Here is a 26312-nt window from a genome sequence, read left to right as displayed (position 1 = left end):
CGGGAAACTCCACCGGAAGGCCCGCGTCACCGTGCGACGCAGCGCGCAGCGCTTCGCCCGCTGCGTCAAGAGTGTTTCCCGTGCAACATCGCTTCGGGAGGGAAGATCGTCTCAGGCTTGCCGGGCACGGCCGGCCAAGCACTGGGCCCCGGCTGCGACAGGTGTGCGTCCGGTGACTCGCGCGCAGGAGAGGGCGTGAGGAATCGGAGATATCCACAGAGTTGTACACAGCGGTGGAAAACTTTCGAATCCCGCTCCGACCTGGCGCTCTGTCCGGAATCTGAAGGCTCACAGTGCGCGAGTTGTGGACAACTCCCACTGATCTGACGCAGCCATTCCACCTGTCAGCATCGGTGGAGGTCGCCCTCACGAGTCCTGGAGCCGCGCCCTTACTCCGGTACCCGGCGCTGTGGTGCGCCACCCTCCGAAACGCACTGAGGGGACCCGCCGAAGCGGGTCCCCTCAGATACGCGTTGTAGAGCTCAGTCCTCGGAGGCGTGCTCCCCGGTGGGGAGGGAGAGGCCCAGACCCATGTTCTCGACCAGGCGCTCGAGGTCCTCGACGTTCGTGAACTCGAGGGTGATGCGACCCTTCCGCTTCCCCACGTCGATCCGGACGGGAGCCTCGAGCCGATTCGAGAGGCGGCTCGTCAGATCCACGACGTGGGGATCATAGGTGCTGCGTCGGACCGTGCGGGGGCCCTGCTGCTGGCCACCTCGTGCCACGAGACGTTCCACGGCGCGCACGCTCAGGCCCTCCTGGACGATGCGCTGGGCGAGCTCCTCCATCAGACGCGGGTCATCGAGGGAGAGCAGGGCACGGGCATGCCCGGCGCTGATGGCCCCGCTCGCAAGACGGCGCTGGACGAGCGCAGGAAGGCGCAGCAGACGCAGTGTGTTCGTGATCTGCGGGCGCGAGCGGCCGATGCGGTCACCGAGCTCGTCCTGCGTGCATCCGAAGTCGTCCAGGAGCTGCTGGTAGGCGTTGGCCTCTTCGAGCGGGTTCAGCTGGCTGCGGTGCAGGTTCTCCAGGAGAGCGTCGCGCAGAAGATCGTCATCGCTGGTCTCACGGATGATCGCCGGGATGGACTGCAGCCCCGCACGACGCGCGGCCCTCCATCGACGCTCACCCATCACCAGCTCGAAGGACTCGCCGTCCTCCGTGACCGGGATCGGGCGGACCACCACCGGCTGCAGGACACCGACCTCGCGCAGCGAGTAGGCGAGCTCATCGAGCTCGTCATCGTCGAACATCGTGCGCGGGTTGCGCGGGTTCTCCCGGACCTCATGGATCGGGAGCTCAGCGAACTCTGCGCCGGGAACGCTGACCAGGCCGCGGTCCTCCGAGACCTCCGGCTCATCGGCCACGGGCTCCTCGGAGCTCGGGGAGGAGTCCTCCTCCGGGGCTGCAGGGGCCTCTGCCGCGGGAACCTCCGCGGCGGTGCTCTCCTCCGCACGGGCGGAGGTCGGGGTGACGGCCTCGACGTCGACCACGGGGCTGTCCTCGACGGCCTCCGGGGCCGGAGCGGCCTGCTCGGACTCAGGCGCGTCCTCGGTCGCGGCGGCGTCCGTCGGGTCGGGCTCGCGCGGAGCGGGGGTGCTCGTGGGCGCCGCCGTGGTCTCCGGTGCGGCAGGGGCCGCCACCTCGGGGGACGGTGTCGTGATCGCTGCGGAGTCGTCGGCCGGCTGAGCAGCCGCCTCCGCCGCGGCGCGGGCCGGAGCAGCCTTCTTCGGTGCTGCCTTCGCGGGTTCCTTCGCGGTGGAACGGGTGGTCGAGGACTTGGTGGGAGCCGTCTTCTTCGCGGTCGAGGACTTCGCGGTCGTGGCCTGGGAGGTCGATGCCTTGGGAGAGGCCTTCGAGGCCGGAGCCTTCGCGCCGGAGGACTTCGCTGCGGAGGACTTCGTTGTGGAGGACTTCGTGGTGGACGACTTCGCCGTCGAGGTCTTCGACGCGGAGGCGGTGCTCTTCGCTCCTGCGCTCCTGCGCGTCGTGCCGGCCTTCTCCGCCTCGTCGGCCGGGGCGGATGCGCCCTCGTCCTTCACTGCGGCCGAACGCCGCGAGGAGCTGCCGGCGGTGCGACCACGACGCTCCGCGGCGGCGCGTGCCATGCCGGTGGCGAGGTCCTTCGTGCCGGCTCGGCCGCGCTGCGCATTCTCCTCCTGGCGGCTGACGCTCTCCCCGGAGAAGAACATGTCCACCGGACGAGTGCTCGCCGACTCTCCGGAGGAGCTCGACGGCGCCTGCGTTCGCGTACGAAGCCCCTGGTCAGGCGCAGGGGTCGAGCCGGCGCCCGGGATCAGGGCACCGAGTCCTCGACCGAGTCCTCGCTTCTGCGTCATGGCCGTTGTCCTTCCAGAGATGTCGTCGCCGTCGGAGTGACCACGGATCCGGCGCGCGGCGTCGCGTCAGGGAACCGTGGAACGAAGTCAGGGAGAGGAGCGGGAGTTGAGCTCGTGCGCCGCAGCACGGTAGGCGAGCGCGCCGCTGGAGCTCGGGTCATAGGTGAGCACCGTCTGGCCGTAGCTCGGTGCCTCCGAGATCCGCACCGATCGCGGGATGGAGGTCTCGAGCGTCTGCTCCGGGAAGTGATCGCGCACGTCCTGGGCCACCTGGGCCGCCAGACGGGTCCGCGCGTCGTACATCGTGAGCATGATCGTGGAGACCACCAGATCAGGATTCAGATGCTGGCGGATCAGATCGATGTTGTTCAGCAGCAGCGAGAGGCCCTCGAGCGCGTAGTACTCGGCCTGGATCGGGATCAGCACCTCGCGCGCGGCGACCAGCGCGTTGACCGTCAGCAGGCCCAGCGAGGGCGGGCAGTCGATGAGCACGTAGTCCAGCGGCTCCTCGCCCTCCTGCTCGCGCTGCTCGAGGTGGTCGCGGATCGCGTTGCGCAGCCTGTTCTCACGGGCCACCAGCGAGACCAGCTCGATCTCGGCTCCGGAGAGGTTGATCGTGGCCGGAGCGCACTGCAGCCCCGGCATGTCGGGGACCTGCTGCACGACGTCGGAGAGCGGAGCGGACTCCACCAGCACCTCGTACATGCTCGGCACCTCGGCATGATGCTCGATGCTCAGCGCCGTGGAGGTGTTCCCCTGCGGGTCCGCATCGATCACCAGCACGTTCAGACCGCCCATGGACAGCGCAGCCGCCATGTTGACCGTCGAGGAGGTCTTGCCGACCCCGCCCTTCTGATTGGCCACGGTGATGATCCGGGTGGTCCCCGACCGCGGGAAGTCGAGACCCTCGAGCTTCTTCCGACGGGCATGATCCCGGGCGAGCTCGCGCATCAGCGGGGTGTCTTCCATCGTGCCGCGCTCCGGGGAGGAATCATCGCGCTGTTCAGCCACGTGCGTCTCCCTTCCTGGTCGCCTTCGTTCGGCGACGCACTTGGACCACTGTAGTGGGAACCTCGACCTCGCCCACCCCGTAGAGCGAGATGGTGGCATCCTCGCCTCCGAGCCGGGAGAGGACCTTGTGGGACTTCCCGATCTCCTCCGCTGCGGAGGAGCCCTTCATGGCCAGCAGCGAGCCGCCGTCGGCGACCAGCGGCAGGGTCCACCGGGCCAGCTTGTCGAGGGCGGCGACCGCACGGGCGGTGACCACGTCGAAGCTGCGGGATCCGTGCAGATCCTCCGCGCGTGCCCGGACCACCTCGAGGCCGAGGCCGAGGTCGGCATCGACCTCCTCGAGCCAGGTGGTGCGGCGCTGCATGGTCTCGATCAGGGTGACCTGCAGGTCAGGACGGGCGATCGCGATCACCACTCCCGGCAGGCCGGCACCGGACCCGACATCCGCGAGCGTGGTCGCCTCCGGCTGCGCGACCCGGATCCCGTCGACCATCAGGGCGCAGTTGAGCAGATGCCGCTCCCACAGCCGGTCGACCTCCCGGGGGCCGATCAGGCCGCGCTCCGGCCCCTGCTCGGCCAGGAGCGCGACGAAGCGCTCGGCGAGCTCGAGACGATCACCGAAGAGACGCTCCGCCGTCGGGCGCAGGGAGTCGGGCAGGGGCTGCACCACGGGCCTCAGGAAGCCGGGTAGATGACGACGTGACGGTTCTTGCCGTCGCCGTCGGACTCGGAGCGCAGGCCCTCGCGCTTGGCGACGTCATGGACGACCTTGCGCTCGAAGGGGTTCATGGCCCGCATCGGCACGGGTGCGCCGGACTCCTTGGCCTCCGCGATGGCGGTCGCCGCGAGCTCCTCGAGGCTGTTCTTGTGCTCCTCGCGGAAGCCGCCGATGTCGAGCATCAGGCGCGAGCGCTGCCCGGTGCGGGTCTGCACCGCCAGGCGCGCGAGCTCCTGGAGGGCGTCGAGCAGCTCGCCCTTGGGACGGTTGAGCTCTGCGAGGCGGTCCGCGCCCCGGATCTCCACGGAGGCGCGATCGCCGTCCACGTCGATGTCCATGTCACCGTCGAGATCGGTGATGTCCAGGAGCTCCTCGAGGTAGTCGGCGGCGATGTCGCCCTCCTCCTCGAGGCGCTTCACGCGCTCCTCGGCGGTCTCGGCCTCGTCGGACTCGTCCTCGGTGGACCGGTCCGCGTCCTCCGAGGCGGCGCTCTGCGCGGCATCGTCCGCCTGAGCGGACTCTGCCGTCTCGGCGGTCTGTGCCGTCTCAGGGATCTCGGCGTCGGGCGCCTGCTGGGGGGCGGTCTCCTCCGCCGCGAGGGAAGCGGGCGTGGCGTCGTTGACGTTCATTCGGACCTCCGGGGAATCCTGGGGTGAGGGGATGCGCCCCGGGAGCGACTGTGCTCCCGGGGACCAGGTCACTTCTTGCGCTTCTTCTTCGCGCCCTTGTTCAGGGCGCTGGAGCCCTGTGCCGGAGCCGTCGGCGTCTCGCCGGCGGCCTCCTGGGCGCTGCGGCGCTCCTCGGCGGCCTTCGCTCGCAGCTCACGGGCGCGCTCGAGCTTCTCCTCGTCGGAGAGCTTCTTGCCGCCCTTGCCCTTGCTGGGCTGGACGCGGATCGGCGCCTCCGGCTCCGGCTCCGTCGAGACCTTCTTCGGCGGGGTGAAGTCCAGGGGCTCGAGACCCTTCTTCTCACGCTTGGCGTTGATGCGCTCGTGGCGCTCCTTCTCCGCGTCGGACCCGGGGGTGGGGGTCGCGCGGATCACAATGTACTGCTGGGCGAAGGTCCACACGTTGGTGGTCAGCCAGTAGATGAGCACACCGATCGGCATGCTCGGTCCCGTGATCACGTAGATGAACGGGAGCATGTACAGCATCATCTTCTGGGTGCTGGCCATCGGACCCTCGAGAGCTGCCTTGGGCATGTTCTTCATGGTCAGCTCCTTCTGGGTGAAGAAGGTGACCGCAGACATGCAGGCGATGATGACGCCGGCGAGGATCTTGGTGGTGATCCCGCCGTCTCCCGACTGCAGGAAGCTGTCGGCGATGGTGACATCGCCCAGGAGGGTCGAGTTCGAGGCGCTCTGGGCGAGCTCGGTGGTCAGCGGGCCGAAGGGGCTCCCGGCGGCGGCTTCGGGAAGCTTGTAGAACAGAACGCGGAACAGACCGAAGAAGATCGGCATCTGCAGCAGGATCGGCAGGCACGAGGAGAACGGGCTGGCGCCTGCCTCCTTGTAGATCGCCATGGTCTCCTCCGCCATCTTCTGGCGGGAATCCTGGTCGGTCTTGCCCTTGTACTTCTTCTGCACGGCCTGGAGCTCGGGCGAGACCGTCTGCATCGCGCGGGAGGCGCGGATCTGCCGCACGAACAGCGGGATGATCAGGGTTCGGACCACGACGGTGAGACCGACGATCGAGAGCAGCCAGGTGAGGCCGGAGTTCGGCTCCATGAACACGGACAGCACCGCGTGGAACTTCACCATGAGCCATGCGACGGCCCACTCGATGGGGAACAGGGGATTCATCGGCCTGGTCTTCCTGCCGCACGGATGCGCATGTCGTTCATGCGAGGTGACGGCTGTGGTCGGGAGTTGTGGACAAGAGTAGGCCCTAGCGGGCCGGGCGCCGCAGTCGGCGTGGATTCCTCCACATGCCGGGGGCGGGCACCGGATCCAGGCCCCCTCGGGTGAAGGGGTTGCAGCGAAGGATCCGCCAGGCGGTGAGCAGGATGCCCTTGACCGCTCCGTGCACCCGCAGGGCGTCCATGCCGTACTGGGAGCACACCGGGTCGTACCGGCAGGCGGGAGGGGTGTAGGGCGAGATGCCCACCTGGTAGCCGCGGACCGGCAGCATCAGCAGCCGCCGCGGGAGCCGACGGATCCGGGACGGCAGCCCTCCGCCGGGAGCCGGAGTCACCGCGTCTCCCCGTCCCGCCGGGCGAGCTTGCGCTCAGCGGTCGCGAGGGCGGAGTCGACATCGGCCCGGAGGTCGACGAACGGCTGCTCCTCGATGCCGGGCAGCGCACGCAGCACCACCGCCGTTCCCGGCGGCAGGGTCGCGAAGTGCGGTCGGATGATCTCGCGCAGCCGACGGGTGACGCGGTTGCGCACCACGGCGTTGCCGATCCTCTTGGACACGACGAATCCCACGCGGGGTGCCTCCCCGCCCTGCGTCAGCAGGGTGAGGTGCACGACCACGTGGGATCGGGCGCTGCGCACGCCGCCACGGGTGACCGCACGGAACTCGTCGCCGCTGTGGAGCCGATGGCGGGACCAGGTCACGGTGCCACGACCGGCATGTCGCGGAGCGTTCCGGGACCGCCTCAGGCGGAGAGCTCGACGCGGCCCTTGGCGCGACGTGCGTTCAGGATGGCGCGGCCGGCGCGGGTGCGCATGCGGGCGCGGAAGCCGTGCTTCTTGGCGCGACGACGGTTGTTCGGCTGGAACGTGCGCTTGCTCATGGTTCTCCTCGATGGTGGGCGCTGATGCACCCCTCGCGTGGTCTTCAGGTCTGCTGCACGAACGGGAAGTCCGGGCGCACCCGCCGGGGCGGGGCGGCTGCCGAGGTCCGATCCGATGCCGGAGTGGGTCCGGGATGGATCCGGGAACCGTATCGGGACGGCGCGCAGCGCTGACTGCACGATGTTAGGCGCGGGGGTGCGCAGGGTCAACGATTCGCGGCCCCAGACGGCCGGTTGTGGCCCGATTCTCACTCCGCGTCGGCGTTTCGCGCAGGTTCGGGACACCTCGACCCCGATCATGACGGCCCTGCCGGGGAGGGCGGACCTCATCACACGTTGTCCACACTGTTGATCCACAATACAGAAGCTATTGTGGAAAACTGTTCCGACCGCCCGCTCAGACCTGTAGGGAGAGAGCCCCGATGAACGAGGCCAACGCCGACGCGATCTGGGAGCACACGCTCCAGACCCTGCGCCGCGACACCACCGTGTCGCAGCGGGCCATGGCCATGCTCACCCTCTCCCGCCTGATGGCCGTCGTGGCGGACACCGCCCTGGTCGCAGCGCCGTCGACCTCGGCGAAGGAGCTGTTCGAGAACAGGATCGCCGCCTCCCTCAAGGAGGCCCTCAACGAGGCGACCGGGCGGGACATCCGCTTCGCCGTCACGGTGGACGAGTCCCTGATGCTCGAGGAGGACACCGACGAGCAGGCTCCCGTGCCGCCGCTGACCTCCCGATCCACCTCCCGCAGTGCACATCCTGTGGACAACGATGTGGACAACTCGCCCCACGATGTCCACACCGCTCCCTTCCGTCGGGACGAGGGCTCGGTGCTCCCCTCCAGCCGGCAGCCGGGCCGGCCCGCGATGCCCTCGAGCAGCTCGGCGCCGTCGGCCGAACAGCCCTCCGGCGCGGAGGACTTCGCCACCCATCGGAACTATCGCGGTCGTGCGGCCGACGACCCCAGCGCGTACGCCGGCTTCTCGGCCCTGACCGGATCCTCCGCTCCCTCGCCGGGTCCCGCTCCTCGCCGGCGGCCGTCGGCCGCCGGCGACGGCACGATCGTCGAGGACTCGCGGCTGAACAGCAAGTACACCTTCGACACCTTCGTCATCGGCTCCTCCAACCGCTTCGCGCAGGCGGCGGCGTCGGCCGTCTCGGAGACCCCGGCGAAGGCCTACAACCCGCTGTTCATCTACGGCGGCTCAGGACTGGGCAAGACCCACCTGCTGCACGCGGTGGGCCACTACGCCCAGAGCCTCTATCCCGACGTGGTGGTGCGGTACGTGAACTCCGAGGAGTTCACCAACGAGTTCATCAACTCGGTGCAGTCCGGCCAGTTCGGCAAGGCGCAGGAGTTCCAGCGGCGGTACCGGGACATCGACATCCTGCTCATCGACGACATCCAGTTCCTGCAGCGGGCGCCGGAGACGATGGAGGCGTTCTTCCACACCTTCAACACCCTCTACAACTCGGACAAGCAGATCGTGATCACCTCGGACCTGCCGCCGAAGGAGCTCGGCGGTTTCGAGGACCGCATGCGCTCGCGCTTCGAGATGGGGCTGATGACCGATGTGCAGCCGCCGGACCTCGAGACCCGCATCGCCATCCTGCGCAAGAAGGTCGCCCAGGAGAACACCGGCGAGGTCCCGCACGACGTGCTGGAGTACATCGCCTCGCACATCGCCACGAACATCCGCGAGCTCGAGGGAGCGCTGATCCGTGTGCAGGCGCTGCACTCGCTGTCGCGTCAGCCCATGGACGTCACCCTCGCCGAGAGCGTGCTGAAGGATCTGCTCTCCCACGACGACGGCGCCCAGATCACGGCCTCGACGATCATCGCCCAGACCGCGACCTACTTCGGGCTCTCGGTCGAGGAGATCGTGGGCACCGGCCGTTCGCGCCGTCTGGTCTCCGCCCGGCAGATCGGCATGTACCTGTGCCGGGAGCTCACCGACATGCCGCTGATCCGGATCGGCGAGGAGTTCGGGGGCAGGGATCACACCACCGTGATGCATGCCAACAAGAAGATCAGCGAGCTCATGAAGGAGCGACGGGCGATCTTCAACCAGGTCACCGAGCTCACTGCGCGCATCAAGAGCTCGAGCTCCGCGACCCGTCAGTGACGGCGATCGACAGATCCGGGCACTGGATGTCGATCTGAAGAACATCCCTGGTCATCATGGAGTTCTCCCCAATTGTGGATAACTCTGTGGACAGTGTGGAATCACAGGCATCTGCGCAGGAGCCGATGTGCACGGACGAATGACAGGAATCCGGTGCTGAGAGCTGCTCATGCACAGCGCGCTCACGATCCGCGCAGAGTCGTCCCCGGATCATGCACGTGACATGTCATGCGTACGACCTGCATCGATGATGGTTGTCCACCGAATCCACAGTCGTGATGATGAGGACTGTAGTTACTTGCTCGACGGGGATGTGGACGGGGCGGGGTGCTCGGGAGCGATCGCGGGAGATGTCATTCGGGTGCCGGGGAACGACAGATTTCCCGGACGAGGAGGGGTGGATCCCAGCGCAGGTGCGGTCATCGGACGCAGGGCGAGGATGCGCTGCGCGCGAGAACTGCCGGGTGTGCGGGGCGAGGGAAGTCAAGGATCATCCCCGGTGTGTCGGCGGCAGGTCATGAGAACCGATACGCTGTGCACCGTCCGACCGCGCCGCTGGGGCGGTCGGCCCCTGTTCTGTGATTCGACCACTGCGAAGGAGTGGCAACGGTGAAGTTCCACCTCGATCGCGGCGTCCTCGGCGACGCCGTCTCCTGGGCCACCCGAACCCTCCCCGTCAGGCCGGCGATGCCGATCCTGCAGGGCGTCCGGATCATCGCCGATGCCGGCGGGGAGCTGCAGCTCTCGACCTTCGACTACGAGGTCAGCGCCCAGATCCGGCTCGAGGCCGAGGTCGAGCAGCCCGGTGAGGTGCTGGTCCAGGGCCGGATGCTCTCGGACATCGTGCGTGCCCTGCCGAACAAGGACGTCTCGATCGCGCTCGAGGGGACCAAGCTCCAGGTCCGCTGCGGCAGCGCCCGATTCGCCCTGGCCACCCTCCCGGTCGAGGAGTACCCGCAGCTGCCGAGCATGCCGCCGGTGGCGGGATCCGTCACCGCCGACGTGTTCTCCGAGGCGATCTCGCAGGTCACCGTCGCCGCATCGAAGGACGACACCCTGCCCCTGCTGACCGGCGTGAAGGTCGAGATCAGCGGCGAGACGATGACCCTCATGGCCACCGACCGCTACCGTCTGGCGCTGCGCGAGCTGACCTGGAACCCGACCACGCCCGGCACCGAGCTCACCGCCCTGGTGCGCGGCCGCACCCTCCACGAGGTCGCCCGCTCCCTGGCCACCGGCGGCGGTGTCGAGATCGCGCTGTCCGAGGACGACTCCGCGACCCTGATCGGCTTTGAGGCCGGGGGCCGACGCACCACGTCGACCCTGGTCGACGGTGAGTACCCGCCCGTGCGTCGCCTCTTCCCGGACACCTCCGCGATCACCGCCGTGGTCTCCACCGCTGCGCTGATCGATGCGGTCAAGCGCGTCTCCCTCGTCGCCGAGCGGAACACCCCCGTGCGGCTGTCCTTCACCGAGGGACAGGTCGCGCTCGAGGCCGGTGCCGGTGACGACGCCCAGGCCAGCGAGGTCCTCGAGGCGCACCTCGAGGGCGAGGACCTGGTCGTCGGCTTCAACTCCGGCTTCCTGCTCGACGGACTCGGCGCCCTGGGCACCGACTTCGCGCGCCTGACCTTCACCGACTCGATCAAGCCGTCGGTCATGACCGGCCAGGACTCGCTCGAGGGCGACCCCGACTCCTCGTACAAGTACCTGATCATGCCGATGCGGATCTGAGGGAGGGCGAGCTCCCTCCGTGCAGCTGACCGCGCTCGACCTCACCGACTTCCGCTCGTACCCCCGGCTCACCCTGCCGATCCAGCCCGGCATCACGGTGCTGGTGGGGCAGAACGGCCAGGGCAAGACGAACATCGTCGAGGCCGTCTGGTACCTCGCGACGCTCTCGAGCCACCGCGTCCCCCACGACGCCGCGCTCGTGCACCGCGGGAACAGCACCGCGATCGTCCGCGCGAGCTTCGTGCGCGCCGGCCGGCCGCTGCAGGTCGACCTAGAGATCACGCCTGGGAAGTCCAACCGTGCACGCCTCCAGGGACAGAACGTCGCCCGGCTGCGCGATCTGCTCGGCGAGGTCCGGGCAGTGCTCTTCGCTCCCGAGGACCTGGGCCTGGTCAAGGCCGATCCCGAGGGTCGGCGCCGCTTCCTGGACGAGCTGCTGTTCGAGATCGCGCCCCGTTTCGCCTCGGTCAAGGCCGACTACGACCGGGTGCTCAAGCAGCGCAGCAACCTTCTCAAGCAGATGCGGTCCATGCGTCGAGGCGGCAGCGGCCGCAGCGTGGGAGGCCTGGATCCGGCGGACTCCGCCGCCTCGACCCTCGAGGTCTGGGACCAGCAGCTGGCTCGTTCCGGTGCCGAGCTGCTGCGCGCCAGGCTGCACCTGGTCAATCGGCTGAGCCCCCACCTGGGCTACTCCTACCTGCGCGTCTCGACCGACGAAGGCGCTGATCAGGCCCTCGATCTCCCTCCGGATCAGCGCGGCGAGGTGAGCTCCCCGGCAGCGATCCGGTATCGCTCCACCGTGCTCGACCAGCTCGAGACGCCCGTCGGCTCCCTGCCCGCCTCGCGCGAGCTCGAGGAGACGATGATGACGATGCTGGCGGCCGGTCGCGACGAGGAGATCGACCGCGGCTCGACCCTCACCGGCCCGCACCGGGACGACATGGAGATCCGCCTGCACGACTTCCCCGCCAAGGGCTACGCGAGCCACGGCGAGTCCTGGTCCCTCGCGCTCGCGCTGCGCCTGGCGTCCTACGACCTGCTGCGCCTGGAGGAGGGAGACCTCGGCGACGGGGAGCCGATCCTCATCCTCGACGACGTGTTCAGCGAGCTCGACACCCGTCGCCGGGAACGGCTGGGGCGCATCGTCACCGACGCCTCGCAGGTCCTGATCACCACGGCGAACGACTCCGACATCCCGGACTCCCTGGACGGCGAGATCCATGTGATCGACGTGCGGCTCGGCGAGGCCGTGGTCCGCGGGAGCGGGTCCCGGCCATGACCCGATCGGAGAAGCCCCGTTCCGGCGGGCCGGCGCGGCCGCGCCTCGCGAACCCCTATGACCTGGGCACCTGGGCGAGTGCGGCGGCGCGGCCTGCGGAGGATCCGGTGCCGTCCGAGAGCACGCGGGAGAGTTCGCGCCCGCGCGGCGGGGACCGGAGCCCCTCGCGGTCCGAGCCGGCCCCCGTGGCGCAGCGGGTGGACGTGCGGGAGCCTGCTCCCGATGCCGAGGACGGGGTGCTCTTCGATCCGCCCGAGCTGGCCGCGGCCGCGGATCCGTTCGAGCTCGCCCGTCGCACCGTCAACCGCTCGCGAGCCGCGGCGCGAGACCGAGGACTCTTCCCGATCTCGGCGAAGACGCAGGCCAGAGACGTGCGAGATCGGTCCGGCAGGGCGCCCGGGTACTCCGGATCGCGCCCGGATCCGCGCGATCCGCAGGGAATCGACAGCGTGCTGAAGAAGGTGCTGGGCAGTCTCGGCTGGCACGCGGGGATGAACGCCGGGCGGGTGCTGGAGGAATGGGACGACATCGTCGGCGAACGGATCGCGCAGCACTGCCGGCCGGTCTCCTTCGAGGAGGGAGTGCTGGTGGTCAGCGCCTCCTCGTCCGCCTGGGCCGCGCAGCTGCGGATGCTCACCCCGCAGCTGATCACCACGATCGAGGAGCGCGTCGGCTCCCACGTCATCTCCGAGCTCACCGTCACCGGCCCGGCCGCCGCCGAGCGCACCTGGAAGAAGGGCCGTCGCACCGTGACCTGGCGCGGCCCCCGGGACACCTATGGCTGATCGACGTGCTGCGAGGGACGAGCGGTAGGAGGTCGGCAGTTCGGGGGGAGCCTGATCGACGTGCTGTGAGGGACGAGCGGTAGGAGGTCGGCAGTTCGGGGGGAGCCTGATCGACGTGCTGTGAGGGACGAGCTGTGACGCTCCGTTCACGGGGCGTCATCTCGCGGCGGGGCACTGCTACGGTGGATTCCGACGAGCTGATGCAGCTCGCGTGCACTGGGGTCGGTGAAATTCCGAGCCGGCGGTGACAGTCCGCGACCCGATGGCCTCTGGCCCTCGGCTGACCAGGTGGGATTCCTGGACCGACGGTGAGAGTCCGGATGGGAAGCGCACGCGAACGACGTCCTCGGGCGAGCTGTCGTCGTGCACCCTGTGCACGATGCCGGACTCCCTGGCGACGCCGTTCCCGCACACCCTTCCTCTCCCTCCGGGACCGCGAGCAGCGGACCGGAGGAGACTGCATGCTGCTGGACACCGAGCGAGGGGCGCTGACCCGAGCCCTCGAGATCGCGGGCGATCCCGTCGTTCCCCTGGGGCCGAACCCGCGGGTGGGCTGCGTGCTGCTGAGCCCTGCCGGAGAGGTCCTCGCCGAGGGGCGTCACCGAGGGGCGGGCACCGCCCATGCCGAGGCCGCCGCCCTCGCCGCCGCCCGGTCCGCGGACATCTCCGTGGTGGGCGCGACCGCCGTGGTCACCCTCGAGCCGTGCTCCCATGTGGGCCGCACCGGTCCCTGCGCGGACGCCCTCATCAGCGCCGGCATCGCCCGAGTGGTCGTGGCCCGTCGCGATCCGAACCCCGTCGCCGCCGGCGGCATCGAACGTCTCCGCGCCGCAGGGATCGAGGTCGAGCTCGGGATCGACGAGGACCTCGCCGCCGCGGCCGCCGCGCTGAACCGCGGCTGGGAGCACGGCCTGCAGCATGCCCGTCCCCTGGTCACGGCCAAGATCGCCCTCACCCTCGACGGCCGAGCCGCCGCGGCCGACGGCACCAGCCAGTGGATCACCGGCCCCGCCGCCCGCGAGGAGGTCCACCTCCTGCGCACCACCTGCGACGCCGTGCTGGTCGGCACCGGCACCGCCCGCACCGATCACCCGACCCTCACCGCCCGCCGGAGCGACGGCACCCTCCACCCCCGCCAGCCGCTCCGGGCCGTCATGGGCACCGGCACCGCCCCCTCCCTCCCCGCCGTCGACGGCGCCGGTGAGGAGCTCCGACTGCTCACCCACGACCCGTCGGCCGCACTGGAGACCCTCTTCGAGCGGGGCGTCCGGCACGTCCTGGTGGAGGGAGGACCGGTCGTGACCGGCGCCTTCCTGCGCGCCGGGCTCGTGGACGAGCTGATCGTCCACCTCGCCCCGACGCTCCTCGGCGCCGGCCGTCCCGCGGTCGAGGATCTCTCGATCGCCACCCTCGCCGACCGCCTCGACCTCGACCTCGTCGAGGTCGCACCGCTGCCCAGCTCCGGAGGTCCCACCGATCTCCGCATCACCCTCCGTCCCCGCCCCCGCACTGCCTGACCAGGAAGGACCACCATGTTCACCGGCATCATCGAGGAGCTCGGCACCGTCGAGTCCCTCACCCCGGGCACCGATCCCACCCGCCTGCAGATCCGCTCCCCCCACGTCCTGGAGGGCATCTCCCTCGGCGACTCCATCGCGGTCAGCGGCTGCTGCCTGACCGTCACCTCGGTCGAGGGCGAGCTGTGGACCGCCGACGTCATCTCCACCACCCTCGCCGCGACCTCGCTCGGCGACCTGACCACCGGAGACACCGTCAACCTCGAGCGCTGCGTGCGGGCCGACGGCCGCCTGGACGGGCACATCGTGCAGGGCCACGTCGACGGGGTCGGCGAGGTCGTGGGCCGCGAGGAGGAGGCCGGCACGACGCTGCTGCGCCTCGCGCTGCCCGAGGGACTGGCCCGTTACGTCGTCGCGAAGGGCTCGCTGGCCGTGGACGGCGTGAGCCTCACCGTCGCGGAGATCGCGGGCGACGAGGTCACCATCGGCCTCATCCCGGAGACCCTCGCCCGCACCACCCTCGGCCGCCGCCACGTGGGCGACCGGGTGAACCTCGAGGTGGACGTGCTGGCCAAGTACGTCGAGAAGCTCACCGCGTCTCTCCTTCCCGGAGCGGAGGACGCCCGATGACCGCGCTGCGCCTGGACCGCGTCGAGGACGCGATCGCCGCGATCGCGAAGGGTCTGCCCGTGGTCGTCGTGGACGACGAGGACCGCGAGAACGAGGGCGATCTGATCCTCGCCGCCGCGACCGCCACCCCCGAACGGATCGGCTTCGCGGTGCGCCACTCCAGCGGCCTGCTGTGCGCGCCGATGAGCGCCGCCCGTGCCGATGCTCTCGAGCTGCCGCTGATGGTGCGCGAGAACGCGGACCCGCTGCGCACCGCGTACACGGTCAGCGTCGACGCCTCCGAGGGCGTGACCACGGGGATCAGCGCCACCGACCGCGCCCGCACCCTCCGTGTCCTGGCCGGCGAGGACACCGTGCCCGCTGACCTGATCCGCCCCGGCCACGTGCTCCCGCTGCGCGCGAAGGACGGCGGCGTGCTCGAGCGCCGCGGCCACACCGAGGCCGCCGTGGACCTCACCCGACTGGCGGGTCTGCCCGCGGTGGGGATGATCGTGGAGCTCGTCCACGACGACGGCGAGATGATGCGCGGCCCCGCCCTGCGCGAGTTCGCGGACCTCCACGACCTGCGGATGATCTCCATCGAGGCCCTCGCCGAGCATCGTCGGCGCACCGATCGTCCCGTGCTCGAGATCACGGCGGCGGTCCCGCTGCCCACCGAGCACGGCACCTTCGAGGCGCTCGCCGTGCGCGAGGGCACCGCCGAGCACCTGGTGCTCGTGCGCGGGGACGTCACGACCGCCGAGCCGGTCCTGACCCGGGTGCATTCCGAGTGCGTGACCGGGGACGTCTTCGGCTCGCGGCGCTGCGACTGCGGCCCGCAGCTCCAGGAGTCCCTGGCCCGCATCGACCGGGCAGGGCGCGGCGTGCTGATCCTGCTGCGCGGCCATGAGGGCCGCGGGATCGGCCTCGTGGAGAAGCTGCGGGCCTACGCCCTGCAGGATGCCGGCCGCGACACGGTCGACGCCAACCTCGACCTCGGCCTGCCCGTGGACTCGCGGTCCTTCGCCGCGGTCCCCGGCATCCTCGAGCACCTCGGGGTGCGCGCCGTGGAGCTGCTCACCCACAACCCGGAGAAGGCGCACGCCCTCGTGGGCGGCGGCGTCGAGGTCAGCGGGACCGTCGACCTCGACACCCACGCGACCCCCGAGAACCTCGTCTACCTCACCACCAAGCGGGACCGGCTGGGACATCGTCTCCGCGATCTCCCCGCCCTGCCCACCAGCCCCACCACCGAAGGAGAGACCGCATGAGCGGCCACGGAAGCCCCACCACCCCGATTCCCCACCAGCCCGGCACCCGCCTGGCCATCGTCGCGGCGTCCTGGCACGAGCAGGTCATGGACGGCCTCCTCGCCGGCGCGCTGCGTGCGAGCGCCGAGGCCGGGATCGACGAGCCGACGGTGGTGCGAGCCCCCGGCTCCTTCGAGCTGCCGGTCATCGCCGACGCCCTGGCCCGGGACCACGACGCCGTGGTGGCGCTCGGCGTGGTCATCCGCGGGGGCACCCCGCACTTCGAGTACGTCTGCGCGGCCGCGACCGACGGGCTGAACCGGGTGGCCCTCGACCACGGCGTCCCCGTCGGATTCGGCCTTCTGACCTGCGACGACGAGAAGCAGGCCCTCGATCGTGCGGGGCTGCCCGGTTCGGTCGAGGACAAGGGCCACGAGGCCGCCGCCGCGGCCCTGACCACCGCCGATGTGCTCGCCGGGCTCGCCGTGCGGCGTGCCGGGGGCGGGACCGGCGCATGAGCTGAGCGGCGCAGGGGCCGACGCCGTCGACGCGCGGCGGGAGAAGGCCCCTGTGCCGCACGATCGCCCCGGGTGGGGTACGGGACCTCATCCCCGGACCTGCAGAGCCGGTTTCGAGGCGTCTCCGCGCCTCCTGGGGGCGGATGTGCGTCGCGTCGTCCACACTCTCGGCGGGCCGAATAGGTTCACAAGGCGTTCTCCGCTAGAATCGGGGAGGTTCGGCCGACGTCTCCCGACGTCCTCGTGGACTTCTGCCGTCGGCGCTCTCGCCGGGACCGGCCTCAGCTCACGCGCGCACGCGCGCGCGATGAGCGACGGTCCCTGCCCGTGAGCCGACGCTCCAGCCCGCACGACCCTGCCGAACCGCCCCGCCGCCTTCCGAGCGGGGGCCCCAGGACTGCGAGGAGCCACATCAGGTGAGCGACAGCGACCGCCCCATGCCCGACCAGGACGTGCCCGAGGGCACCCCGGACCCGTCCCCCGCAGCGGACGGCGCAGCAGGAGCGGCCTCGATCGAAGCCACCACCGCCGGTGAGCGCGCCGCCCACGCCCCGGAGCACTACGACGCCTCGGACATCACCGTCCTCGAGGGCCTCGAGGCGGTGCGCAAGCGCCCCGGCATGTACATCGGCTCCACCGGTGAGCGCGGCCTGCACCACATGGTCCAGGAGATCGTCGACAACTCGGTCGACGAGGCGATGGCCGGGCACGGCAGCTCGATCGAGGTCACGCTGCTGGCCGACGGCGGCGTGCGCTGCGTCGACCACGCCCGCGGCATCCCCGTCGCGATGCACCCCACCGAGAACAAGCCCGCCGTCGAGCTGGTGCTCACCGTGCTGCACGCCGGCGGCAAGTTCGGCGGCGGCGGCTACGCCGTCTCCGGCGGCCTGCACGGCGTGGGCTCCTCCGTGGTCAACGCCCTGTCGATCCGCATGGAGGTCGAGATCCGCCGCGACGGGCACGTCTGGCGCCAGGCGTACACCCGCGGCGCACCGATCATGGAGCTCGAGAAGGGCGAGCCGACCGACGAGACCGGCACCACCATCACCTTCTGGGCCGATGACGAGATCTTCGACGAGACCGTCTACGACTTCGAGACCCTGCGCAAGCGGTTCCAGCAGATGGCGTTCCTGAACAAGGGCCTGCGCCTGTCGCTGACCGACGAGCGCGACGTCGAGGGAGCGGACGACGACGTGGTCGACGTCGAGCTCGAGGCCGAGGGCGCCGGGAAGGACAAGGGCCCGCGCACCGTCTCCTACCTCTACGAGCGCGGCCTGCAGGACTTCGTCGAGTTCATCAACACGGCCAAGCGCGCCGAGGTGATCCACCCCGACATCATCTCCTTCGAGTCCGAGGACACCGAGGCGCACATCTCGGTCGAGGTCGCGATGCAGTGGACCGGGGCCTACACCGACTCCGTGCACACCTATGCGAACACGATCAACACCCACGAGGGCGGCACCCACGAGGAGGGCTTCCGCTCCTCGCTCACCTCGATCGTGAACCGGTACGGCCGCGCCCAGGGCCTGCTCAAGGAGAAGGACGCCAACCTCACCGGCGACGACATCCGCGAGGGCCTCACGGCGGTGATCTCGGTGAAGCTCGGCGAGCCCCAGTTCGAGGGCCAGACCAAGACCAAGCTCGGCAACACCATCGCCCGCACCTTCATGGTCAAGGTGATGACCGACCAGCTCCAGGACTGGTTCGAGTCCCACCCCGCCGAGGCGAAGTCGATCGTGCTCAAGGGCCAGGCCGCCGCGGCCGCCCGCGAGGCGGCCCGCAAGGCCCGCGACGCGACCCGTCGGAAGTCCCCGCTGGAGACCGGCGGCATGCCCGGCAAGCTGCGCGACTGCTCCTCGCGCAACCCCGCCGAGTCCGAGATCTTCATCGTCGAGGGCGACTCCGCCGGCGGCTCCGCCGTGCAGGGCCGCGACCCGCGCACCCAGGCGATCCTCCCGATCCGCGGCAAGATCCTCAACGTCGAGAAGGCGCGACTGGACCGGGCCCTGGACAACCAGGAGGTCCGCTCTCTGATCACCGCCTTCGGCACCGGCATCGGCGAGGACTTCGACGCCACCAAGCTGCGGTACCACAAGATCATCCTGATGGCCGATGCCGACGTCGACGGCCAGCACATCTGCACCCTGCTGCTCACGCTGCTGTTCCGCTACATGCGGCCGCTCATCGAGCTCGGGCACGTGTTCATCGCGATGCCGCCGCTGTACCGCCTGAAGTGGTCCAACGCCCCGCACGAGTACGTGTTCAGCGACGAGGAGCGCGACGAGCGCATGGAGGCCGGCCGCGCCGCCGGTCGCCGCATCCCCCGGGACAACGGCATCCAGCGCTACAAGGGTCTGGGCGAGATGGACTGGAAGGAGCTCCAATCCACGACGATGGACACGGCCACCCGCACGCTGAAGCAGGTCACGGTCGACGAGGCCGCCGACGCCGACACCATCTTCTCCGTGCTGATGGGTGACGACGTCGAGTCCCGTCGCCGCTTCATCCAGGAGAACGCCAAGGACGTCCGCTTCCTCGACATCTGACGTCGGCCCCCGGCGCGGCGCCGGTCCACCCGCGCGCCCCCGGGGACCCCTCGAACCATCGGCCCTACCTGAAAGGCCTCACCCGCCATGAGCGACACCCCGCAGGACCCCACGAACCCCGAGGACGAGAGCACCGCGACCCCGGCCGAGAGCGCCGGCCTCGGCGGGCAGGAGACCCCCGAGGGGTCCCACGAGATCTCCGCCGAGGAGGCGGCCTCCCGCACCGTCACCCTGGTGGACCCCCTCGACGAGGACGAGGTCGACCGCATCACCCAGGTCGACCTCAACCACGAGATGCAGCGGTCCTACCTCGACTACGCGATGAGCGTCATCGTCGCGCGCGCCCTGCCGGACGTCCGTGACGGCCTCAAGCCCGTCCACCGCCGCATCGTCTACGCGATGTTCGACGGCGGCTACCGCCCCGACCGCTCCTTCTCCAAGTGCGCGAAGGTCGTCGGCGAGGTGATGGGCAACTACCATCCCCACGGCGACACCGCGATCTACGACGCGATGGTGCGCCTCGTGCAGCCGTGGTCGATGCGCTACCCGCTGATCCTCGGCCAGGGCAACTTCGGCTCCGCCGGCGATGACGGCGCGGCCGCCCCCCGGTACACCGAGTGCAAGATGGCGCCGCTGGCCCTCGAGCTGGTTCGCGACATCGAGCAGGACACCGTGGACATGCAGGGCAACTACGACAACACGGTCGACGAGCCCACCGTGCTGCCCGCCCGCTTCCCGAACCTGCTGGTCAACGGCTCCGCCGGCATCGCCGTCGGCATGGCGACGAACATCCCGCCGCACAACCTGCGCGAGGTGGCCGACGCCGTCCAGTGGCTGCTGACCAACCACGAGGCCACCAAGCCCGAGCTGCTCGACGCCTGCCTGCGCTTCATCAAGGGCCCGGACTTCCCCGGCGGCGCCACCATCGTGGGCACCTCCGGCATCGAGGACGCCTACCGCACCGGCCGCGGCTCCATCACCCAGCGCGCCGTCGTCTCCACCGAGGAGATCAACGGCCGCATGTCGCTCGTGGTCACCGAGCTGCCGTACCAGGTCAACCCCGACACCCTCGCGCGGAAGATCGCCGAGATGGTCAAGCTCGGCAAGATCAGCGGCATCGCCGACATCACCGACGAGACCTCCGGCCGCACCGGCCAGCGCCTGGTCATCACCCTCAAGCGCGACGCCGTCGCCAAGGTGGTGCTCAACAACCTCTTCAAGCACACCCAGCTGCAGGAGAACTTCTCCGCGAACATGCTGGCGCTGGCGAACGGGGTGCCGCGCACCCTGTCGATCGACTCCTTCGTGCGCGAGTGGACCAAGCACCAGATCGACGTCATCGTGCGTCGCACCGAGTTCCGCCTGCGCAAGGCGGAGGAGCAGATCCACGTCTTCCGCGGCTACCTCAAGGCGCTGGACGCGCTGGACGAGGTCATCGCGCTGATCCGTCGCTCGCCCGACGTCGACGAGGCCCGCACCGGCCTGATGGACCTGCTGGAGATCGACGAGATCCAGGCCAACGCGATCCTCGCCATGCAGCTGCGCCGCCTGGCCGCCCTGGAGCGCCAGAAGATCATCGAGGAGCACGACCGCCTGCAGGCCCTCATCGAGGAGTACAAGGCGATCCTCGCCGACCCGCAGCGTCAGCGCGACATCGTCTCCGAGGAGCTGGCGGAGATCGTCGACCGCTTCGGCGACGACCGCCGCACCGAGATCCTCCCCTTCGCCGGCGACATGGCGATGGAGGACCTCATCCCCGAGGAGGACATGGTCGTCACGATCACCCGTGGCGGCTATGTCAAGCGCACCCGTGAGGACCAGTACCGCGCCCAGAAGCGCGGCGGCAAGGGCGTGCGCGGCGCGACCCTGCGCGAGGACGACGTGGTCGAGCACTTCTTCACGACGACCACGCACCGCTGGCTGCTGTTCTTCACCAACCAGGGCCGGGTCTACCGCGCCAAGGGCTACGAGCTGCCCGAGGCGCCGCGGGATGCGAAGGGCCAGCACGTCGCGAACCTGATGGCCTTCCAGCCCGACGAGCACATCGCGTCGGTCCTGGCGATCTCGAGCTACGAGGATGCCCAGTACCTGGTGCTGGCCACCGAGTCCGGCCTGGTCAAGAAGACCCCGATGCCGGCCTTCGACTCCACCCGCACCGGCGGCATCATCGCGATCAACCTGCGCGACATCGACGGACCGGACGGCACCCACCCCGACCGGGTGATCGCCGCCCGCGCCGTCGACGCCGACGACCAGATCCTGCTGGTCTCCCGCAACGGCCAGTCCGTGCGGATGCCGGCCGACGACGGCACGCTGCGCCCGACGGGCCGCGCCACCAGCGGCGTGACCGGCATGAAGTTCCGCCACGACGACCAGCTGCTGGCCATGGACGTGGTCCGCGAGGACTCCTTCGTGGTCACCGTGACCGATGGCGGCTTCGCCAAGCGCACCAGCGTCGAGGAGTACCGCCTGCAGGGTCGTGGCGGACTCGGCATCCGGGTCGCCAAGCTGCCCGACGACCGCGGCCACCTCGTGGGCGCCGCCGTCGTCGAGGAGTCCGACGAGCTCCTGGTGGTCATGGAGCGCGGCCGCGTGGTCCGCTCCAAGGTCTCCGAGGTCCCCGCCAAGGGACGCACCACCATGGGCGTCGTCTTCGCCAAGCCCGACAAGAAGGACAGGATCCTGCTGGTCACCACCGGCCAGGAGTCCGAGGTCGACGAGGAGGAGGCGGAGGCGCCCGAGATCGTGGACGCCGACGCCGCCGAGACCTCCGCCACGGGTGCGGATGCTGTGGAGGACTCCGCAGAGGCCGTGTCCGAGGGTGTGGACGAGCAGGGCGATGTTCTAGGCTCTGACGAGTCCGACCAGTCGTCGACCGACGACCCCGACACGAACGAGGAGTGATCCGTGAGCACCAGTGACTCCAGGACCACCAGCGGGTCCGCCGACCCCGCGGAGTCCACGTCCACGCTCCCGGCCTTCAAGGAGAGCCCGTCCTCGGCGGAGAAGTCCGCGAGGACCGGGACCTCCGAGGCGAAGGACTCCTCCGAGAGGTCGATCGGCGCCGGCAAGGGCTCCGCAGCACGCGGCGCCAGCCGCAGCCCGAAGAAGACCTCCGGGATCGCGAGCCCGTCCGAGACGGAGCGCCGCGGCCCGCGCCGCGTGCGCCTCACCCTGGCGCGGCTCGACCCCTTCTCCGTGATGAAGCTGTCCTTCCTGGCCGCCATCGCGATCGGCATCGCCACCGTGGTCGCCGTGGTCGTGCTGTGGAACCTGGTCGAGGCGATCGGGCTCTGGAGCCAGATCGATCAGCTGGGCCGCGACCTCAACGGCGGCGACCCGCTGCCGTTCATGGAGTTCTTCACCTTCTCGAAGATGACCAGCTACGGCACCATCGTGGCCGTGGTGAACGTCGTGATCATCACGGCGCTCGGCACCCTGCTGGCCTTCCTCTACAACCTGGTGGCGGCGCTGCTGGGCGGACTGAAGATGACCTTCACCGACGAGTGAGACCGCTGTGAGGAGCGCCGCCGGACATCGCTGATGTCCGCCGGCGTTCTCGTTCCGGGGGCGGGTGCGGCCCCGTCAGGGCTCATCGCGGTCGGTGCCGGTCCTCTCCGTCGAGCGGTAGGCCTCGACGAACATGCAGACGCCGACCACGACCTGGAGCAGGGCGAGGATGGTGCCCGCTCGGTCGGCGATGACGACCAGGGCCACGCCGGTCAGGACGACGACGGCGCTGGCGATCAGGCGGAAGCTGCGAGGGAAGATGGTGAGGCTCTCCAGAGAGGTCGGGGTCGAGGGTTCAGCGGAGGGAGCTCCGAGCAGTCAGTGACCGGCGAGCTCGGTGACGTCGGCGACCTGGGCGCCGAGATGGGCGAGGGCGGCCTCCGCGGGGACGGTCATGGCGACCCCGTGGGCGCCGGCGCCGAGGGAGATCCGACGCTGCGGGTCCCCGGCCAGGTCGCCGTCGGCGATCACCGGCCAGGCCGTGGTCGAGCCGAAGGGGGTGATGGTGCCCCGTTCGTAGCCCGTGACCTCCTTCGCGACCTCCTTGTCCGGCATGGACAGGCGGTTCACGCCGAGCAGCGCCCGCAGCTTGGGCCAGGAGATCTCCCGATCCCCCGGGACCAGCACGAACAGGAAGTCGCCGTCCCCGCGGCGCACCACCAGGGTCTTGATGATGTCGCGCGGCTCGACGCCGCGTGCTGCGGCGGCCTCGGCGAGGGAGCCGACCCGGCCGTGCCGGGTGATCTCGTGGTCGAGCCCGGAGGCCTTCAGGGCATCGGTGGCGCGCTGTTCGGTCATGCCTCCAGCGTAGGCCCCGGACGTGGTCAGGGGCGGCGCAGCTCCATCCAGTCCTCCGGGCCCTCGAGCGGGGTCCAGCCGGCGCGCTCGTAGAGGGGGCGGCCGTCGTCGGAGGCCTTCAGCACGATCCGTCGCAGTCCGAGCGGCTCGAGGTCGGCGAGCACCCCGTCGATGAGGGCCCGGCCGAGGCCCCTGCCGCGATGGGCGGGGTCGACGATGACGTCGGCCAGCCAGGCGAAGGTGCCGCCGTCGGTGACGATCCGGGCGTAGCCGATCTGGCCGTCGCCGCCGAGATGGTGGATGCCGTAGTTCCGGGAGGCCGCGACGATCGCATCCTGCGTGGCGCGCTCGCGCCCCCGCGCCCAGTGAGCGCCCTCGACGAGCAGGCGGTGCACCCGCTCGGCATCGATCCGGGCCGGGTCGGCGGAGAACTCGTAGCCGGTGGGGAGCGCGGGGGCGGAGGTCATGGAGGACATTCTGCGCCGTCGGGCGTGGTGTGGGCGTTCTCGCCGCACGCTGGGACGGTGCGGGCGGGATCGCTATGGTCGAGGGATGCCCTCCACCGCGCCCAGCGCCCCCGCACACCCCGTCGGACCGGAAGCGGGCTTCGCCCCGCAGGACTATCCGTGGGTGGGCGACGCGGTGCGCTCGGCGCTGCTGCTGGAGTCCGGCGTGGTGGATCTCGATCTGAGCGTCGGCGTCCCAGGGCCGACCGAGCAGCTCGCCGAGGCGCTCGTGGACCTGGCGGCGATCGAGCAGGCCCTGGCAGCGGAGGGCGTCGCCCCGCTGGCCGAGCGGACGCTCGTGCTCGCCGTCGGCTCCAACCAGACCCCGCAGGCCATCGCCCGGAAGTATCGCCGGGCAGGGGATGTCGTCGCCACCCCCACCCCGTTCGTACGCTGCACCGTGCACGACCTGGCCGTCGGCCATGTCGCGCACATCGCCGCCCCGGGATACGTGCCCGCAGCCCCGTACCGCGCCGTCGGCGAGCGGATGGAGCTGGTCGCGACCTGGTTCGACGACGAGCAGCTGGCCGTGATCGACGCGACCGAGCCCAACTACGACCGCCTCCGGCTCAGCGCCGAGCAGTTCCCGCTCACCCTCGCCACCGGGCAGCGACCTGCGCACGCGGATGTCTACGCTTCCCGCTGGGGCGTCCTCGCCCACGACGGCCGGCCGATCCCGCTGCGTCACCGGCAGCAGGAGCTGTTCGACGATCTCGGCGTGCTCACCGGCGACGACCGGTTCCAGGGCGGAGTCGCCGAGGTGTGCGCGCGGATGGCCGCCGAGCCGGAGGCCCTGTACGAGCTGGCCGCGGAGCACGGGCTCATCGCATCTGACGGACTGCCGGGACGACGCCCCAGATGATTAGCTAGGCTACGGATCGTGCGGGGTGTACCCGCGGCCGTGGACGAGGGGTGCAGGACGATGATCGCCATCTGGTGGGTGAGGGACGACCTCAGGCTCCACGACAATCCTGCGCTGCTGGCCGCCGCGGAGGCCGGCGAGGTCATGGCCGTCCACCTGGAGGAGCGGATCGACGGCGTGAGGGAGCCCGGGGGCGCCTCACGGTGGTGGCTGCACCATTCGCTCTCCCACCTCGGCGCGAGGCTGCGCGATCACGGCATCCCGCTGGTCCTCGCCGGCGGCGACCCGGAGGTGGTGATCCCGCAGCTGGTCCGGGAGACCGGGGCCGCAGCGGTGTTCTGGAACCGCCGTTACCACCTGCCCCGGCGCGAGGTCGACGCCCGGCTGAAGAGCGCGCTGCGGACATCGGGAGTGCGCGCCGAGAGCAGCGACGGATACCTGCTGCACGAGCCGTGGACCGTCGCCACGCAGTCCGGGCAGCCGTACAAGGTCTACTCCGCCTTCGCCCGCGCCTGCCGGGAGTCGGCGCCGCCCCGGCCCCCCGCCGGTCTCCCGCAGGCGCTCGTCGGCCCGCCCGACGCGGTCCGCGCCGCAGGCCATGACCTCGGCACCTGGCGCCGGGACGCGCATCTCGAGAAGGTCCTGGCGGCCCGTGGCGGCCTCCCCACCACGCCGGACTGGGCCGCGGGGCTGCGCGAGACCTGGACCCCCGGGGAGTCCGGAGCGCGGGAACGACTCGATGACCTCGAGGACGTGCTCGAGACTTACGACGCAGACCGCGACCGGCCCTCCCTCGCCGGCACCTCCTCCCTCTCGCCGCATCTGCGCTTCGGAGAGGTCTCCCCGCACGAGGTGTGGCACCGCAGCCTCGAGCTCGGGCGGGGACAGGGCCCCGAGACCTTCCGCAGCGAGCTGCTGTGGCGCGAATTCGCCTGGCACCGGCTCCATCACCTGCCCGATCTCGCCACGCGCAACGTGCGCGAGCAGTTCGACGCCTTCGACTGGCGGGAGGACGCCGAGGACCTCCGTGCCTGGCAGCAGGGCCGCACCGGCATCGACCTGGTCGACGCGGGAATGAGGCAGCTGTGGCGCACGGGCTGGATGCACAACCGGGTGCGGCTCGTGGTCGGGTCCTTCCTCACCAAGAACCTGCGCCTGCACTGGCGGCACGGCGAGGAGTGGTTCTGGGACACGCTGGTCGATGCCGACGAGGCCTCGAACCCGTTCAACTGGCAGTGGGTGGCCGGCACCGGGGACGACGCGGCACCGTACTTCCGGATCTTCAATCCCGAACGGCAGCAGGAGCGGTTCGACCCCGAGCGCCGCTACGTGCGGCGCTGGGTGGTCGAGACCGGGGGCGAGGACCGGGTCGCGCCGATCGTGGACCTCGGAGCCTCCCGACGGGACGCGCTCGCGGCGTACGAGCGCGTCAAGGGCACGCCCCGGAGCTGAGCCCGGCCCGCTCCGC

The 26312-nt window shown here is 70.5% G+C and carries 24 protein-coding genes and 1 riboswitch; of the genes, 13 read left to right on the top strand and 11 right to left on the bottom strand.

The window, feature by feature from the left end; genetic code table 11:
- Positions 1-482 precede the first annotated feature (482 nt).
- The 8 genes from CFK41_RS17515 to rpmH all read right to left on the bottom strand — a co-directional run bounded on the left by CFK41_RS17515 (position 483) and on the right by rpmH (position 6804).
- Entirely contained in the window at positions 483-2192 is a 1710-nt protein-coding gene (locus CFK41_RS17515; RefSeq protein ID WP_227873311.1) for a ParB/RepB/Spo0J family partition protein, read from the bottom strand.
- Positions 2193-2426: 234 nt separating this feature from the next.
- Positions 2427-3308, bottom strand: coding sequence for a ParA family protein (locus CFK41_RS17510; protein ID WP_096801169.1), 882 nt, complete (start codon positions 3306-3308; stop codon positions 2427-2429).
- A gap of 34 nt (positions 3309-3342) precedes the next feature.
- Entirely contained in the window at positions 3343-4017 is a 675-nt protein-coding gene (rsmG, locus tag CFK41_RS17505) for a 16S rRNA (guanine(527)-N(7))-methyltransferase RsmG (RefSeq protein ID WP_096801170.1), read from the bottom strand.
- An 8-nt stretch (positions 4018-4025) separates the two neighbouring features.
- Positions 4026-4697 (bottom strand): Jag family protein, encoded by a 672-nt coding sequence (locus CFK41_RS17500; RefSeq protein WP_096800838.1) that lies wholly within the window; start codon positions 4695-4697, stop codon positions 4026-4028.
- A gap of 68 nt (positions 4698-4765) precedes the next feature.
- On the bottom strand, positions 4766-5869 hold the full coding sequence (yidC, locus tag CFK41_RS17495) for a membrane protein insertase YidC (protein WP_096800837.1): 1104 nt from the start codon (positions 5867-5869) through the stop codon (positions 4766-4768).
- An 85-nt stretch (positions 5870-5954) separates the two neighbouring features.
- Positions 5955-6260, bottom strand: coding sequence for a membrane protein insertion efficiency factor YidD (yidD, locus tag CFK41_RS17490; RefSeq protein WP_169928864.1), 306 nt, complete (start codon positions 6258-6260; stop codon positions 5955-5957).
- Entirely contained in the window at positions 6257-6625 is a 369-nt protein-coding gene (gene rnpA, locus CFK41_RS17485) for a ribonuclease P protein component (RefSeq protein WP_096800836.1), read from the bottom strand. The genes yidD and rnpA overlap by 4 nt, the downstream gene beginning before the upstream one ends.
- A gap of 41 nt (positions 6626-6666) precedes the next feature.
- Complete coding sequence (gene rpmH, locus CFK41_RS17480; protein ID WP_096800835.1) at positions 6667-6804, bottom strand: 50S ribosomal protein L34; 138 nt, start codon at positions 6802-6804, stop codon at positions 6667-6669.
- Between the two features lie 422 nt (positions 6805-7226).
- Here rpmH and dnaA point away from each other — a divergent pair, with 422 nt between their 5' ends.
- The 11 genes from dnaA to CFK41_RS17425 all read left to right on the top strand — a co-directional run bounded on the left by dnaA (position 7227) and on the right by CFK41_RS17425 (position 22678).
- On the top strand, positions 7227-8930 hold the full coding sequence (gene dnaA, locus CFK41_RS17475; RefSeq protein ID WP_096800834.1) for a chromosomal replication initiator protein DnaA: 1704 nt from the start codon (positions 7227-7229) through the stop codon (positions 8928-8930).
- Positions 8931-9539: 609 nt separating this feature from the next.
- Positions 9540-10664 (top strand): DNA polymerase III subunit beta, encoded by a 1125-nt coding sequence (dnaN, locus tag CFK41_RS17470; protein ID WP_096800833.1) that lies wholly within the window; start codon positions 9540-9542, stop codon positions 10662-10664.
- Positions 10665-10683: 19 nt separating this feature from the next.
- The gene (recF, locus tag CFK41_RS17465; RefSeq protein ID WP_096800832.1) at positions 10684-11943 is read left to right on the top strand and encodes a DNA replication/repair protein RecF; all 1260 of its coding nucleotides are present in this window, start codon (positions 10684-10686) and stop codon (positions 11941-11943) included.
- Positions 11940-12728, top strand: coding sequence for a DUF721 domain-containing protein (locus CFK41_RS17460; protein ID WP_096800831.1), 789 nt, complete (start codon positions 11940-11942; stop codon positions 12726-12728). Before recF ends, CFK41_RS17460 begins: the two co-directional genes overlap by 4 nt.
- A 207-nt stretch (positions 12729-12935) precedes the next feature.
- A riboswitch (FMN riboswitch) is annotated at positions 12936-13065 on the top strand.
- A gap of 124 nt (positions 13066-13189) precedes the next feature.
- Positions 13190-14245: a bifunctional diaminohydroxyphosphoribosylaminopyrimidine deaminase/5-amino-6-(5-phosphoribosylamino)uracil reductase RibD gene (ribD, locus tag CFK41_RS17455; protein WP_096800830.1), complete on the top strand. Its 1056-nt coding sequence runs from the start codon at positions 13190-13192 to the stop codon at positions 14243-14245.
- 15 nt (positions 14246-14260) lie between these two features.
- Entirely contained in the window at positions 14261-14875 is a 615-nt protein-coding gene (locus CFK41_RS17450) for a riboflavin synthase (RefSeq protein WP_096800829.1), read from the top strand.
- The gene (locus CFK41_RS17445) at positions 14872-16125 is read left to right on the top strand and encodes a bifunctional 3,4-dihydroxy-2-butanone-4-phosphate synthase/GTP cyclohydrolase II (protein ID WP_096800828.1); all 1254 of its coding nucleotides are present in this window, start codon (positions 14872-14874) and stop codon (positions 16123-16125) included. Before CFK41_RS17450 ends, CFK41_RS17445 begins: the two co-directional genes overlap by 4 nt.
- Positions 16122-16622 carry a 6,7-dimethyl-8-ribityllumazine synthase gene (gene ribH / locus CFK41_RS17440; RefSeq protein WP_096800827.1) on the top strand — a complete coding sequence of 167 codons (501 nt, stop codon included), beginning with the start codon at positions 16122-16124 and terminating at the stop codon, positions 16620-16622. Before CFK41_RS17445 ends, ribH begins: the two co-directional genes overlap by 4 nt.
- A 437-nt stretch (positions 16623-17059) precedes the next feature.
- The gene (gene gyrB / locus CFK41_RS17435; protein ID WP_407641154.1) at positions 17060-19168 is read left to right on the top strand and encodes a DNA topoisomerase (ATP-hydrolyzing) subunit B; all 2109 of its coding nucleotides are present in this window, start codon (positions 17060-17062) and stop codon (positions 19166-19168) included.
- A gap of 87 nt (positions 19169-19255) precedes the next feature.
- On the top strand, positions 19256-22072 hold the full coding sequence (gyrA, locus tag CFK41_RS17430) for a DNA gyrase subunit A (RefSeq protein WP_096800825.1): 2817 nt from the start codon (positions 19256-19258) through the stop codon (positions 22070-22072).
- Positions 22073-22075: 3 nt separating this feature from the next.
- Positions 22076-22678: a DUF3566 domain-containing protein gene (locus CFK41_RS17425; RefSeq protein WP_096800824.1), complete on the top strand. Its 603-nt coding sequence runs from the start codon at positions 22076-22078 to the stop codon at positions 22676-22678.
- 75 nt (positions 22679-22753) lie between these two features.
- Here the strand turns inward: CFK41_RS17425 and CFK41_RS18255 are convergent, their stop codons facing one another.
- The 3 genes from CFK41_RS18255 to CFK41_RS17415 all read right to left on the bottom strand — a co-directional run bounded on the left by CFK41_RS18255 (position 22754) and on the right by CFK41_RS17415 (position 23943).
- The gene (locus CFK41_RS18255; RefSeq protein ID WP_265415453.1) at positions 22754-22885 is read right to left on the bottom strand and encodes a hypothetical protein; all 132 of its coding nucleotides are present in this window, start codon (positions 22883-22885) and stop codon (positions 22754-22756) included.
- Between the two features lie 111 nt (positions 22886-22996).
- Positions 22997-23476: an aminoacyl-tRNA deacylase gene (locus CFK41_RS17420; protein WP_096800823.1), complete on the bottom strand. Its 480-nt coding sequence runs from the start codon at positions 23474-23476 to the stop codon at positions 22997-22999.
- A 26-nt stretch (positions 23477-23502) separates the two neighbouring features.
- A complete protein-coding gene (locus tag CFK41_RS17415; protein WP_096800822.1) occupies positions 23503-23943 on the bottom strand; it encodes a GNAT family N-acetyltransferase in 441 nt (146 codons plus the stop codon).
- 85 nt (positions 23944-24028) lie between these two features.
- Here CFK41_RS17415 and CFK41_RS17410 point away from each other — a divergent pair, with 85 nt between their 5' ends.
- Together CFK41_RS17410 and CFK41_RS17405 are read left to right on the top strand one after the other, a co-directional pair.
- The gene (locus CFK41_RS17410) at positions 24029-24844 is read left to right on the top strand and encodes a hypothetical protein (RefSeq protein ID WP_096800821.1); all 816 of its coding nucleotides are present in this window, start codon (positions 24029-24031) and stop codon (positions 24842-24844) included.
- 60 nt (positions 24845-24904) lie between these two features.
- Positions 24905-26296 carry a cryptochrome/photolyase family protein gene (locus CFK41_RS17405; protein WP_096800820.1) on the top strand — a complete coding sequence of 464 codons (1392 nt, stop codon included), beginning with the start codon at positions 24905-24907 and terminating at the stop codon, positions 26294-26296.
- Positions 26297-26312: the final 16 nt, after the last annotated feature.

The sequence above is a fragment of the Brachybacterium ginsengisoli genome (genome assembly GCF_002407065.1).
Lineage (GTDB): Bacteria > Actinomycetota > Actinomycetes > Actinomycetales > Dermabacteraceae > Brachybacterium > Brachybacterium ginsengisoli.
The sequence above is the reverse complement of the archived record's forward strand: the minus strand, read 5'-3'. Positions and strand labels throughout refer to the sequence as shown.